Consider the following 15,270-nt stretch of genomic DNA (forward strand, 5'->3'; position numbering starts at 1 on the left):
ATTATATTATATATTTAGTTTCGTTTTTAAAGATGCTATCAATGGTAGTGCTAAAGCACCACCTACAACTACTTGAATGATATTAGTTGGTATATCCTTTAAAGAAATAATTAATGCTTGCTTAATTGCAAAGTCTTTAGAAATAAATGTTAGTATGATAGTTCCTCCTATATAATAGGCTACAATCATCCATATTCCTGCTACAACAAAAGCCAAGATATTATTTAAAGTGTTATTCCCATTGTAATTTTTTCTATAAGCAATAGTTCCAGCAATATAGCCCATTAGTCCTTTGATAACAAAAGTAAATGGTGCCCACATGGTATATCCACTCATTAAATCAAATAAGCACATGCCAACAGCGGAAGCTATAGCTGATTTTTTTCTTCCAAATAATATAGCTGATAAAAATACCATACTATCTCCCAAATGAAGCACTCCCATAAAAGTTGGTACATGTATAACAGTCGTGGCTAAAAACGTAATCGCTGCCATAAGGCTAATTTGTACTATATCAATAGTTTTAATAGATGTGTTACTACTTTCCATCATTCTCCCCCTAAAATTCTCTCTTAAATATGTTTTTAAAATTCTCTCTAATAACATTATATACAATATTAATTAGTTTTCAAATGTATCCATACGCTTTTCAAAATAATAATTTATATATATTGTATATACATTGTCGAAATACTAAATACTATATAATATTTAGTTATTTTAATAAACGGAGGTATTCATATGACTTTTTTACGATGGCTCGGTGGATTTGTGGTTTTATTCTGGTTAATGGGAGTGCTTTTCAGTAAAGGTGGAAGTTTAATTAATATATTACTAATAGTTGCTGCAATTGTATTTATAATTGACATTCTATTTAGTAAAAGAAAAAACTTATAAAATTTAATATAGAAAAGTCTCTTGAAATATTTTCAAGAGACTTTTCATTTTATTTATTTTTAATTAAGTTACCTAAAATACCTTATCATCTACTTAATCATTATTTTTACTAACATCCGATAAGATTAAACCTTTATTATGCTCTAATGCCCAACTAATACCCCAATCATTTTGGAATAATAATAGATCCCTATCCTTAAAATCCTTAACTAATCTAGCATCACTAGTTAAGTTAAGTTTTTCTTTATCTATTGTACTCTTTTCAATCCATCTTATATTTTTAAATGCTAACCTATCAATTTTAATATCTACATTATATTCATTTTTAAGTCTAAATTCTAATACCTCAAACTGAAGCACTCCTACAACTCCAACTACAATTTGTTCAATTCCTATATGTAGTTCCTTAAATACTTGGATTGCTCCCTCTTGAGCTATTTGTGTTACTCCCTTTATAAATTGCTTTCTCTTCATAGTATCAACAGTTCTCACCCTTGCAAAATGTTCTGGCGCAAAAGTCGGTATTCCTTCAAACTCAAATTTATTTGAGGACGAACATATAGTGTCTCCTATACTGAATATACCTGGATCAAAAACTCCAATAATATCTCCTGCATAAGCTGTATCTACTATTTCTCTCTCTTGTGCTAAAAATTGTTGAGGTTGTGCAAGTTTTATTTTATTACCACCCTGCATATGATAAACATCCATGCCTTTTTCAAACTCTCCAGAACAAATCCTCATAAAAGCAATTCTATCCCTATGAGCCTTATTCATATTAGCTTGAATTTTAAAAACAAATGCAGAAAAGTCTTTACTATAAACATCAATTTTCCCTATGCTCGAATTTCTTGGTAATGGAGGTGATGTTAATTCTAAAAAGCTTTCTAAAAATGGTTCAACACCAAAATTAGTTGAGGCACTACCAAAAAATACTGGTGTAAGCTCCCCATTAGCTACTTTCTCTAAATCGAAATCATCACCAGCTACATCTAGAAGTTCCATATCTTCCATAAGCTTCTTATATAAATCGTCTCCAATAAGCTGGATTGCCTTTTCATCGAAAGCATTAATTTTTGTTTCTTTAGCTTCTATTTGACCATGTTTTCCATCATCAAAAACAATAATTTCCTTTGTACGCCTATCATAAACGCCTTTAAAATCTACCCCACAACCTATAGGCCAATTCATTGGATAAGATCTAATACCAAATTCATTTTCTATTTCTTCCATAAGCTCAAATATATCTCTAGTTTCTCTATCCATCTTATTAATAAAGGTAAAGATAGGAATCTCTCTTATGCTACATACATGAAATAGTTTTCTTGTTTGTGCTTCTACACCTTTTGCACCATCTATAATCATTACTGCACTGTCTGCTGCCATAAGCGTTCTATATGTATCCTCACTAAAATCTTGATGCCCTGGGGTATCAAGTATGTTTATACAAAAATCTTTGTAATTAAATTGCATAACTGAAGACGTAACAGAAATACCTCTTTGTTTTTCTATTTCCATCCAATCAGAAACTGCATGTTTAGAAGCTTTTCTAGCCTTAACTGAACCTGCAAGCCTTATAGCGCCACCATATAATAATAACTTTTCCGTTAGTGTAGTTTTACCTGCATCTGGATGAGATATTATAGCAAACGTTCTTCTCTTTTTAATCTGTTTTATGTAATCCTCCAAGGTATCGCTCTCCTTTTTTATGTTTTAAGTTATGTAAATGCATATATATTCCTACAATCACTTGCTTAACTCCTAGTGATTCTAAAATTTCACCTATCAAATCTCTACCTATTAATTTTAGCTTTTATACACATATCTGTCAACTAAGGTTGTACTTATAAATTGTAGCAGGATAAAATTCTTTTATGTAGAATTTATTATGTATGAGTTTGTGTAAAACATTTATAATTAACTCTAAAGGGGATAAAATATGATGCTTATAAGCTCAGCATTCAGTTTTATTAACGTTTCAATTATTGTAGTAGTTCTAGGATTAGGTATATATACAATGGTCTTATTGATCAAAGCTTTAAAAATATATATTAAAAAGAATTCATAACAGCACACATTACTATGTTATGACGCATCCGTAAAATATTGTTCATAAACAAGAATATTTTTACCCTTGTTTTATTTCCATTTATATCCTTAGTGTGGGTTTGGTCGAATTATGTTGGAGAGACTATATAAATTTAATGGTAAAAGAAGTTATAAATAGATTATTGTGTTGTTAGCTAAGAGTAATAATGAACACATGTGAGAGGGATTATGTTAAATGATACTATTATATATTTTATGCCTAATATTATTGTATTTTATGATTTTATATATTGTAATATGTTATAACTTTAAGAAATCGGTCTATAATAATGGACAAAAAAGTGATGTGATTATTGTACTTGGCTACCATGCAAAAAAAAACGGAAATGTATCGCCAATCTTAAGAGAGAGAATAAACAAAGCCTCAAGGTTATATCATGATGGAATTGCCAAGACTATAATATGTTCCGGTGCAGCCGTTGGTAATGAGCATATTGAGGCTGATGTTATGGCAAAAGCCTTAATAGAATTAGGGATTCCTGATTACAGTATAATTCGTGAAAGACTTTCAAAAAATACATATGGAAATTTGATAAATTCAAGAGAAATTATGCAAAGCAGAGAATTTAACACTGCTGTTATTGTTTCCTCACCTTGGCATTTGAGAAAAGCAAGTACGTATGCGTTTAAGCTTGATATTGATCATACCGTGGAGAAATCTAAATTTCCATATGAATATCTAATAATAGGGGTTGCAATGATTTATCTTTATTATTACACACAGATGTTCATAAACATTTTTCGTTATTATAAAGTTAAGCAAGTAAGTTAAGACGCTATTTTCGAATAAAACGTCTCAAGTTCAAAATATCATTTGCCCCACATTAAAATTTCATTATAATAAAACATAAAAAAAGACCGACTCTTCTTTAATAGATAAGTCGGTTCTTATATGCCTTTTTCCTTAATATTAGATTACTTTTACTATTATCTAGGAATAAACCCTATTTTCTTTTGCATTTTTCTTAATGTCTTATTTGCAACATAATTAGCCTTTTCTGCACCTTTTTTATAAATTTCTTCTAGATATGCTTTTTTACCTATATATTCCTTAATTTTAATCTGTATGGGTTCAAGCTCTGAAACTACTGCTTCTGCTACATCTTTTTTAAACTGAGCATAACCTTGACCTTCATATTTAGCTTCTATCTCTTCAATAGACATTCCAGTTATAGTCATTAATATTGTCATTAAGTTTCTAACACCTAGTTGTTCATCGTTAAACTTAACTACCCCTAGACTATCTGTAACTGCTCTATTTACTTTTTTTCTTATAACTTCTGGTGGGTCCATTATTAAAATAAATCCATTAACATTTTCTCCTGATTTAGACATCTTCTTAGCTGGTTCTTGTAAGTCCATTACCTTAGCTCCTGCTTTCCCTATATATGATTCAGGTATTACAAATGTATCGCTATATGTTTTATTGAACCTCTCAGCTATGTCCCTAGCAATTTCAAGATGTTGAAGTTGATCTTTTCCTACAGGCACTAAATTACTTTGATATAATAAAATATCTGCAGCCATTAGCACAGGATAGATAAGTAACCCTGCTCCTATACTTCCTGCACTATTTTGTGATTTAACTTTATATTGAGTCATTCTGCTTAATTCTCCCATATAAGTAGAACAAGTTAAAAGCCAAGCTGCTTCACTATGAGCAGGAACATGTGATTGAATAAACATGGTGTTTTTCTCAGGGTCAATACCTGCAGCTAAGTAAATAGCTAGTAATTCTAGAGTTCTTCTTCTCAAATCCTTTGGTTCTTGCTTTACTGTTATTGCATGTAAGTCCACCACACAAAAATAGCATTCATATTCATCTTGTAATTTAACCCAATTTTTTATTGCTCCTAAATAATTTCCAAGGGTTAAGTCACCCGAAGGTTGAATTCCACTAAATATTACTTTCTTATTATCTTCCAATATGATCATCTCCTAAAAATGTAAATAATGAACGGAAATCGTATATTGATTCGAATGCAATTCACATCGTTAAGTAATTCTAAAATTAATTATTTTTACATCTGCTAAAAAACACAAACTCGCTATCCCCTTAGTATTCCTCATGGGCGCACAACAATTCTCAATTGTTATGTGCTCAAACATGTGTTTTTCTTTACGCATCTATAAATATAATTAATTATGAATTACTAAAACTTGCTCATATGCTTTCTACTCAACATCTGATTTTTTCATTATTTTAAGTGTGCTAAATGAAAACAAAAAAGCCCTATGGATAAAATCCATAGGGCGAATATACACGGTACCACCTAATACTTAGAAACTATGTTAAGGCTTCTGCTCAAACAGATACACTACGATATCCTACCTTTATAACGCAAGGCTTACGTCAAGGACTACTATACTTCATCCTGAGTCTTAGAGACCCATTCAATTTAAACATAATTATCGTAATCACACCCTCTACGACTCTCTAAAAATCTGTTTTTAAATTTACTTGCTTCTCATCAAAGACTATAACATTATTTAAAATCTCTTTAAATAATATTATACTTATTTCATTGAACTGTCAATAGAAGTCAATTTTATGCTTTCCAAAGACCATGTAAATTGCAATATTCTCGTACGAATAACACTTCTTCTTCTAATTTAAATTCAGCTTCTGGTTTTTCACCTGGTTTTAAAAATTTTCTATATACTTTATTTTCTGTGTGTACTTCAATAAATTCAATATGATGTTCTTCAAGTGATGGATGTTGTACTGCTCCAACCTTAACTTTAATTCCACCCTCTATTTTTTCTGATACAGGAACATGTTTTTCAACTGCTGCATCTGTAGTGTTTTCTACTTGAAGTGTCATATTTTTTCCACAACAAACCAAAGTACCTCCAGCATTATGAACTACCTCAACTATATTACCACATATTTCACATTTATAAATTTGTCTTAATTCAGTCATTATTATTCCTCCTTTAAATTTAGAACTCAACAAATGATAATTATGCTTATTTATTCATAACAATTATTTATTGATAGTTATTATATATAGTATTCTACATTCTTTTAAAATCTCCTCTTTTATAGAAAATTTTATTTATATTTTATCCTAACTCAATTTATTATATACATTTATATTATATATAGTATTCCTAATATTACCTTCATTATTTTTCTTTTATGTGGAACACTATATAACATCAATATAAGGGAGGTACTAATATGTCAAAAAATCAAGTAAAACCATATGTACCATATGAAAGAGATTTTTATGATCAAGAACCATCTGATATAAGATCTTATTCCGAAACTGATTCTACTATGCTCCCCGATCCAGTAACTGACCCCATAGTTGCTATGAATATATCTAATGTAGAATTTGACTATACTTACTATGGTGGAGTGGAGTTTGTTGATGAAGAAGACTAACTTCTTTCTAAAAGAAGACTAATTTCTTTTGTAAAAAAGACTATCCTCTTTATACAAACATTTAACTTTATAAAGCTATAAAATGTTAAAAACAGATGACTTCGTTTTAGAAGTCATCTGTTTTTTTAAATTATAACTTCAACTTTATGAACCCCATCAATAAATGGTACTAACCCATCAATACATAACTTACCATCAAGCCATATCCCTTTTTCTCCAATACGTTTAACCTCAATTACATATTCATAATTATCTTTTTTATAAATAATCTCATAATTCGGCCATTCCTCTGGGACGCAAGGCTTAATAGTAAATCCTTTTCCCTCCTTTAATTTAAGACCTAAAATAGCTTCTATTCCGATTCTATACATCCATCCTGAAGTTCCAGTATACCAACTCCAGCCGCCTCTTCCTACATGAGGTTCTTTTCCATATACATCAGCAGTCATTACATATGGCTCTGTTTTAAATCTCTCACATTCAGGCAGCGTTTTTGTATGATTTATAGGATTTATCATATTATAAAGCTTCGCTGCTGTATCACCTTTATATAGTTTAGCAAAAGCAAGAATTACCCAAGTCGCTGCGTGTGTATATTGCCCACCATTTTCCCTAACTCCAGGAACATAACCTTTAATATAACCGGGCTCCAAAGAAGATTTGCTAAAAGGTGGGGTCAATAGTAATATCATACCATTATCTTCTTTTATTAAATAACGTTCTAATGACTTCATAGCCTCTGTCGCCCTTTCTTTATTTGCAGCACCAGATATTACTGCCCAGGATTGAGATAGAGAATCTATCTTGCATTCTTCATTTTGCGATGAACCAAGTGGCGTTCCATCATCAAAATATGCTCTTCTATACCAATTACCATCCCACGCATTATCCTCTAGATTTTTCCTTATATACTCTTGCATATCCTTATATTTCTTAAGTTTTTCATCATCATTTTCGTATGTGCACGCCTTTGAGAAATCTTCTAATATATCATATAAGAACCATCCTAACCATACACTTTCACCTTTTCCCTTATTACCCACAGTACTCATTCCATCGTTCCAATCTCCACTTCCCATAAGAGGGATATTGTGAGGTCCAAATTTAAGGGCTTTTTCTATAGCTTTTATACAATGTTCATATATACTACCTGTAAAATCTGCCCTTCCCGAAATGTTATATCTTTCATCTTCTCCATCTGCAAGTGGTGTATCCATTAAATATTCCGCTTGTTCATTAAGGATATCAAAATCGCCTGTATTTTTTATATAATCCATAGTGACATATGGTAGCCATAATAAATCATCGGAAAATCTTGTTCTTATTCCACTATCTACAACGGGGTGCCACCAATGTTGTACATCCCCTTCAACAAATTGCCTCGAAGCACTATACAAAATTTGTTTTCTTGTCATGCTAGGCTCAATCATGCTTAGTGACATAACATCCTGGAGTTGATCTCTAAATCCATATGCTCCACCGGATTGGTAAAAAGCAGTTCTTGCCCATAATCTACATACTATAGTCTGATACATTAACCATCCATTAAGCATTAAATCCATGCTCTTATCTGGTGTCTTAACCTGAATCGTATGAAGTATTTTGTTCCAATATCTTTTAACGTTTTCTAGTGCAGTATCCACTTTTTTATAATCTTCAAATTCCTTTACTACCTTTGAAATATTATCCAAATTCTCATTTTCACCAAGCATCGCTACTAATTCTATTTCCATGTTAGGCTCTAGATGAATTTTCGAAGTAACTGCAAGGCATGGATCCAGGCCCGCTCCAACATTATTCGAGAGTCCTATTCTCTTTAGAACTTCCGGATTCTCAACACTTCCTCCTCTTCCTAAAAACTCACTTCTATCACCAGTGAAGCTTTGCTCATAACCTCCCGATAACTTTAAATAAGACTTTAATTTACCAAAATGCTGATTATAACAATTTGTTGCATACATATATTCTTGTTCTTCATTAATATAAGTAACTATGTGCTGAGCCGTATGCTGAGGTACTACGCCCATAACAAGTTCAGCATAATAAGTTATACTTATATCTCTAGCTATATCACTATTATTCTTTAATTTTATTTTGCATAACTTAACATTATGCGACATTGGCACAAACATAGTTACTTCACCCATAATACCAAAAACCTCATGTTTGAAGTTTGAATATCCAAAACCATGTTCTATTAAGTATTCTCCACCATCCCTTATAGGTCTAGGTGTAATGCTCCATATACTCCCATTATTATCATCTCTCAAATATATAGCTTCTGAGCACTCATCACTTATCCAATCATTGGACCAAGTAGTAATTTTATTTTCCCGACTATTACTATTCCATGTATAAGGTGATCCACATTCTGATACATGAAATCCAAAATTACCATTTGAAATTACATTTATCCATGGTGCTGGGGTATTATTAAAATCTTTAAGTAGGATAGTATAATTTTCACCTTTGACATCAAAACCACCGAGCCCATTAAAATACTCTAATGGTTTTATATTGAACTTATGCTCCTTAAACCTGAATTCATTTTTTAAAGTTTGAAGTAATGGTAACTTCTGTACTCTCTTATTCTTATTTTGAATCTGAGATACTAACATTCCCTTACATGAATCTATAACCAACCTAGCTATAGCTATTAATAGCTCTATATCTTCATCTTTAATATTAGCCTTATTAAGTATAAATAATCCACCCGGTTTGTTTTCTTTATCTCTTAAGTGACTTCCACCTACTAAATCCTTAATATCGGCTTGTAGTGGCTGATCATAGGTCGTCGTTTGAAGGTTTATTATCACCAAATCAACCCTTAATCCTTTAAGACTTAAGTATTCATGAGCATTTATAAGTTGGCGAACTAAATCTTTATCTTTACTCTCACGAACTATTAGAAGAATTATAGGTAAATCCCCTGAAATACCATATCCCCAAAGAGTGAATTGTCCCTTTTTTACATTTTTTATATACTTTTCTCTTTGTCTAAATGTAGAATTTAAAAATAAAATTTTGGAAGCTATAACTTGATATAAATTTGCCTGAGTAGATTTTATGCCTAAGTATTTCATATCTACCTGAGTTTGACTCCAAGCTAGTTCAAATACCCTATTTATGTTATGAAATTCACTATATTTTTTAGCTAGACTTATCACTTCTTCTTTTGTATTAGCTATTGACGTAGTGAATGCTATAATGCATGTTTCACCAGGTTTAATTTTAACTCTTCTTCTTATACTTACTATAGGGTCAAGTACAGCTCCAACAGTATTAGATAATACTGAATCTCCCCTCATTGATATAGGATGTATTGTATTCTCACCACGCCCTATGAAATTAGCCCTACTAGTCTCATATTGAATAGTTCCAATAGTATTCCCTTGAGTTGCTACAGTTTGCATAAGCCAAGGCTGTTTCTCTCCCTTAGACCTCGGCCTTCTCGTTGCAATGATACAACTAGGATTATCAACATACTCCGTTTTCACAAACAAATTTCCGAATGCTGGATGTACTATATCAGCATCGTAATGAGCTAGAGTTACCTCAAAATAGCTTGTTATCTCTAAATTTTTACTTTTGGTGCCTTTATTTACAATTGATAATCTTCTTACCTCTGAATTATCCTCTGTAGCCACAGTAATTTCCATACGAGTGGCAATATTTTTATCACTTCTTGCAAACTCAGCCTTGTCTAATGCGAATGTTACTTCATAACTATCACTTGGCTTTTTACAGGGCTCATAAGCTGCACTAAAAAACTCATTTTCGTCAGTATCTTTGATATAAACAAACATACCTGTATTGTCTTTTGTAACATCTTCCTTCCATCTATAAATCATAGTTTTATCACGCAAAGCATATCCTGCTCCACTATTAGAAATCATTAGTGAATAATTTCCATTTGAAATTAAATGTGTTTCCGGAGTTTCCGTTTTTGCTGTAGTGTATTTTCTAACTATGATCTTTTGTTTTCCTACCGGAGTGCCTAATACCTTAAATTTACGTTCCCTATCATATACTACCCTCTTAGAAATCTTCTCTTGTAGTAATAACTCTGTAGCTTTTACTTTTGGTAGTGCATGAAATCTTTTTTGTAGAATGTTATTTAATAATACATTATCTAAAGCCATCAAACTCATACCTTCGTGATGAATCATAAAACACTTGATTATAGCCTTAGTATCATCTTTAGACATTCTGTTTTTAGTATAATCTACAGCCTCATAAAATCCGTAATTCCCCTCAAGGCCTTCACGCGTAAGTCTTTTAAGATTATCGTAAGCTCCTCTAAAGTCAGTTTGGAGTGCCATGACAGTTGAATATGGTGAAATAACCAATTCATTTTCAAGTCCTGACTTTAATCCTACTCCAGCTACTCCAAACGCTTTATATTGATAATTTAAATTTAAATCAAATTTATAAAATGCAGATTCAGATATACCAAAAGGTACCCCTCTTTCACTACAATATTGCTTTTGTGCACCGATTACAGCATTATAAGTTTCATCAAGCATTGTGCCTGGATAATTTTTCATTATAAGCAGTGGCATCATGTACTCAAACATTGTTCCGCTCCAGGAAACTAAACCCTTACTTTTTCCCATGTTAGTCATAGCTCTTCCAAGTTTAAACCAATGTTTTTTAGGAACATCTCCTTTTGCAATAGCAACGAAGCTGGCTTGCCTTGACTCAGAAGCCAATAGATCATAATAACTCTTACCTAGATTATCATTCTCCACATCATATCCAATTCTAAATAGTTCCCTCTCCTCATCATATAACATCTTAAAATCAGTAGCTTCCGCCATAGAATTTAGTTTTTCTTTTAAGCCCTCTATCTTGCTAATAACAGCTTGAGTTTTCTCTTTTGTTTGTTGTAACAAATCTTTTAATTTTGATAACGATTTATCATTTTTCACTTTGTCACCTAACATATTTAATATGTTTGTTGTTTTTTCTGGGATACTAATTATAGCTGCTCCCTCAAGCAAACACCTCATAGACTTAGTAAGTTCCAAATCGGATTCTTTGTCAAAGACATAATCACCCCAAGAAAATAGTTCACTTATTTCCTCTAAATACCCACCTACATCACTTTTTAGTTTTTTATTCCAATATGATTCCATGCAATATTCATTTTTTTCCATCTCTGCAATATTATTAGATAAATCCCTAAGCATAGTTTTCCAACAATTAAAATCTATTGTTTCACTCTCTATTCTATTTAATACGCCCTGATATAACGATTTAACTTTTGGGTATACCTCTGCTTCTTCAGAAGCAAGCCTCATAGTATCTTCCAATCCCTTAATTTGAGCATGGTTAAACAATGGAGCCTTCAAATATTCATCTAACGCCTGTGAAACTACCCAAAGGTACCCAACTAAATTACCACTATCAACAGTAGACACATATCTAGGAAAAAGTGGGGTCTTAGTTTTAGTATCATACCAATTATAAAAGTGGCCTTTGTACATATCCAATTCTTCCATCGACATCATAATTTTATCTATTCTGCTTGTTACATTATTAATTCCAATATACCCTAAATCATATGCAACTAAATTTGAGGTTAATTCCATTCCCATATTGGTTGGCGAAGTTCTATGCGCCACTCCATTATGTGGATCTTCTTGGTAATTATCTGGCCCAAGCCAATTGTTTTCATCATTTATAAAATCCTCAAAATAAGCCCAAGTTTTCCTGCTAAGTTTTCTTAAGTAATTCTTTTCTTCACTAGTAATTTCAAAAGATTCAAACTCCCTATCACGACTTATAACATAGGCAATTACGGGACTTAAAAACCAAATCACACAAGAAGGTATGCTAAGAAATCCAACACTCATACTTGCATTAAATGATATAACTAGAATTAAAACTGAAATTGCACTACCAACCCACATATCTTCTATGAAATTTTTAAGTTTCTTACCAACTTTTACTTCAACATCCGCCGCTGACCGCCACTCTAATAAGTTTTTTTTACTTATTAGTACTCTGTATAGTGTTCTAATTATAGCATCCGTCATCATATATGCTTGATAAGGTATAAAACAAAAAATCAAAAATACCTGTTCGATAGCCATCTTACTATTTTCAATTTTGCCAGATAAACTTACCCCTAAAGCAGGAGAAACTACAGCTTCGCTTACGTCAAAAAGTATAGGTGCTAAAATAGCTACGAAAGCTGCAATAACCCATTTATCCGTACTATCTGGCAATACTCCGCCTAAAGCAAGTATAAGCAAAATCGTAACGGAAGGTGCAATTAAACTTCTTCTTAAGTTATCGAATATCTTCCATTTAGATATTTTGTTTAATGGTGAAGACTTTTTAAGCCAACGTAATAATTGCCAATCCCCTCTAGTCCATCTGTGTAACCTCATAGCACTAGCGTTATAATAAGATGGGTATCCATCTATAAATTCCACATCAGTAACTAATGCGGTCCTAACATATGAACCCTCAAGCAGGTCATGACTTAATACAGCATTTTCAGGTATTTCATCCTTTAACATATAGTTAAAGACATCTACATTGTAAATACCTTTACCAGTAAAAATGCCCTCCCCAAATAAATCTTGATATACATCAGAGACCGCGGTAGTATAAATATCTATACCTGTTTCACCAGAAAAAATCTTTGAAAATATAGTTTTGTTTGCGCTAAGAATAGACACTCCTATTCTTGGTTGCATTAGACCATATCCTCTGATTACTCTCTTTTTATTATTGTCTATAACAGCATTATTAAGTGGATGTGCCATAGCCCCTATTAGTTTTTTCGCAGAGTCCCTTGGAAGTTTTGTATCTGAATCTAAAGTAATAACATATTTAACCATTCTGAGATCCTCTGCATTATTACTCATTACATTGTAACTAGTATTCTGCTTACCTCTTAAAAACTCATTAAACTCCATAAGTTTTCCACGTTTTCTCTCAAATCCTATCCACTTATTTTCTTTTTCATTATATTGCCTTAATCTATTTAAAAAGAAAAATATTTTTTTACCTGAGATACAATATTTTTTATTTAATTTCTCTATTTCTAAAAGTCCAACATCAACTATCTCTTTATCGGATACTTCATCTTTAGTATCACTATCCTTAAAGTCACCAAGAAGTGCAAAGAATAGATTGCTTTGCGAATTCGCTAAATAGTATATTTCTAAATCCTTTACTAATTCAATTACCCTAGAAGCATTATTTAATAAAGTAGGAATTACTACAACTGTACTATATTTTTCTGGTATCCCCTCTTCGAAATCCATTTTAGGAATAAATGAGGTCGTACATAGAAGACTTATGCTCCAGTTTAAAATTGAGATTGTTATTTCACTACATGGTACTAATATAACAATTACAGCTAGTATATATCTCCATAACTCTTTATCATTATCATTTAATAAGCTGCTTAAAATAATTAAACCCACTATTAATAAAGTAACTATACCAATAGTACTTATATAAACATTATCTATATTTTTATTTTTGCAATTTATCAGTTTTTCCATACCAGTACTTTTATACTCTATTTTTTTCTTTAATTCATCTAGTCCATCATCTATTAGATAATAACCTACATGGTTTTTATAAGTATTATTTTCTGGCATTTCCGTATCATAACAACATTCAATTGCTTTTTTTGCTATATAAGATTCTGCAAGTTTTGTATGTTTAGATAATTTTTCTATTTCATGTCTATATTTATCCCTTGACTTAAAATCCATTTTTCTATAAATGTGTGCAGGGTCTTCTCTTAAAATAACCTCTACAGGACTTAACTTTTCGAAATATTTTTTCCAATTTAAACCTTCAATAACTCTTATACTGTTAATAGAGTTTGCCATAGAAATTTCAAAATTAGCCTCTATTTGATGTTCTAATGCTATGATTTTGTCCGAACTTGTGTCCTGCGCTCCAAGTCTTTCATCTATAAAATCATAAACCTCCTTAGAATCAATCCCATTGTCCCTTAACAATTTAAGTAATCTTTCCGTGAAGTGCAATGTAAATATATTTTTTTTACTATTTAAAAGCGATAACTCTATATTTATTTTATCTTCGTTAAAAGCATTAATTAACCTCTCTGCAACTAATTCTGCCTCTTTTTTATCTTCCTCTGCTTTAACAATTTTTTCAGTTATCTTACTAATATTTTGTATTAATGCTATTCGTAGCATTATAGGTATAGCCCAAAGTTCACCAGATGCCAGTATGGTATTCTTTTGATATGCGCGAATAAAGTCTTCAATTACATGTTCATCCATTCTACCATCAGTGTGAGATACTATTTCAATGGCAATATGATAAACCCTTGGGTATCCCTTAATAACGCCCTTGTATATTACCGGTAAATCTTTATAATATGTTTGTGGCATATTATATTTTATACTTTTGTATTCTTTTTCTATTAAATAAAGATTATCCAAAAGCCATTCTGCAGCAGGTAACACCTCTTTTTTATTTTTACATTCTTTGTCTATTTTCTCGTATCCTTCTAAAATTTTTGCGTAGCTTCCATCTAAATTACTAATAAGCTTTTTTTTGCAATTAGTATTTTTTACATCAGAGTAATGACGTGCTATTTCGAAAGCATGTTTTTCCAAATCTTCTCTATTAACATTTATGGTTGGTACATCTTTCAATAAATTTTCTTCTTCATAATGATTTAAATTTTTTCTTACAACTATATAAACTAAAATACTTATTGCAACTATTGCCCCTAATATAACATATGGCATTATAAACACCCCTTTAATACTTTTTGTTAATAATCTTTGTAAAGTTTTAGAACTAGTTGAAATTATTATCTCCAACTAATTGTTCAATTATTAGTAAAAACAACAAAAAAACTCACA

9 protein-coding genes are annotated in these 15,270 nt (G+C 31.3%); 4 read left to right on the top strand and 5 right to left on the bottom strand.

The window, feature by feature from the left end:
- Window positions 1-6: 6 nt before the first annotated feature.
- Window positions 7-549 (bottom strand): ECF transporter S component, encoded by a 543-nt coding sequence (locus KPL44_RS01220; protein WP_216246630.1) that lies wholly within the window; start codon window positions 547-549, stop codon window positions 7-9.
- 192 nt (window positions 550-741) lie between these two features.
- Between KPL44_RS01220 and KPL44_RS01225 the strand changes: the two genes are divergently transcribed.
- The gene (locus KPL44_RS01225) at window positions 742-897 is read left to right on the top strand and encodes a DUF5670 family protein (protein ID WP_162855532.1); all 156 of its coding nucleotides are present in this window, start codon (window positions 742-744) and stop codon (window positions 895-897) included.
- A gap of 93 nt (window positions 898-990) precedes the next feature.
- On the opposite strand, the gene KPL44_RS01230 is transcribed toward KPL44_RS01225, so the two are convergent.
- The gene (locus tag KPL44_RS01230) at window positions 991-2,586 is read right to left on the bottom strand and encodes a peptide chain release factor 3 (protein WP_216246632.1); all 1,596 of its coding nucleotides are present in this window, start codon (window positions 2,584-2,586) and stop codon (window positions 991-993) included.
- 250 nt (window positions 2,587-2,836) lie between these two features.
- Here KPL44_RS01230 and KPL44_RS25670 point away from each other — a divergent pair, with 250 nt between their 5' ends.
- Window positions 2,837-2,965, top strand: coding sequence for a hypothetical protein (locus tag KPL44_RS25670; RefSeq protein ID WP_301182907.1), 129 nt, complete (start codon window positions 2,837-2,839; stop codon window positions 2,963-2,965).
- Window positions 2,966-3,181: 216 nt separating this feature from the next.
- On the top strand, window positions 3,182-3,778 hold the full coding sequence (locus KPL44_RS01235; protein ID WP_216246635.1) for a YdcF family protein: 597 nt from the start codon (window positions 3,182-3,184) through the stop codon (window positions 3,776-3,778).
- 155 nt (window positions 3,779-3,933) lie between these two features.
- On the opposite strand, the gene trpS is transcribed toward KPL44_RS01235, so the two are convergent.
- A complete protein-coding gene (trpS, locus tag KPL44_RS01240; protein ID WP_216246637.1) occupies window positions 3,934-4,932 on the bottom strand; it encodes a tryptophan--tRNA ligase in 999 nt (332 codons plus the stop codon).
- 623 nt (window positions 4,933-5,555) lie between these two features.
- Window positions 5,556-5,930, bottom strand: coding sequence for a desulfoferrodoxin (locus tag KPL44_RS01245; RefSeq protein ID WP_216246638.1), 375 nt, complete (start codon window positions 5,928-5,930; stop codon window positions 5,556-5,558).
- A 260-nt stretch (window positions 5,931-6,190) separates the two neighbouring features.
- Between KPL44_RS01245 and KPL44_RS01250 the strand changes: the two genes are divergently transcribed.
- Window positions 6,191-6,397 (top strand): hypothetical protein, encoded by a 207-nt coding sequence (locus tag KPL44_RS01250; RefSeq protein WP_216246640.1) that lies wholly within the window; start codon window positions 6,191-6,193, stop codon window positions 6,395-6,397.
- 125 nt (window positions 6,398-6,522) lie between these two features.
- On the opposite strand, the gene KPL44_RS01255 is transcribed toward KPL44_RS01250, so the two are convergent.
- Complete coding sequence (locus KPL44_RS01255; protein ID WP_216246642.1) at window positions 6,523-15,153, bottom strand: GH36-type glycosyl hydrolase domain-containing protein; 8,631 nt, start codon at window positions 15,151-15,153, stop codon at window positions 6,523-6,525.
- Window positions 15,154-15,270: the final 117 nt, after the last annotated feature.

This window comes from Clostridium sp. DSM 17811 (genome assembly GCF_018861905.1).
In the GTDB taxonomy this organism is placed as follows: Bacteria; Bacillota; Clostridia; order Clostridiales; family Clostridiaceae; genus Clostridium_AD; species Clostridium_AD frigoriphilum.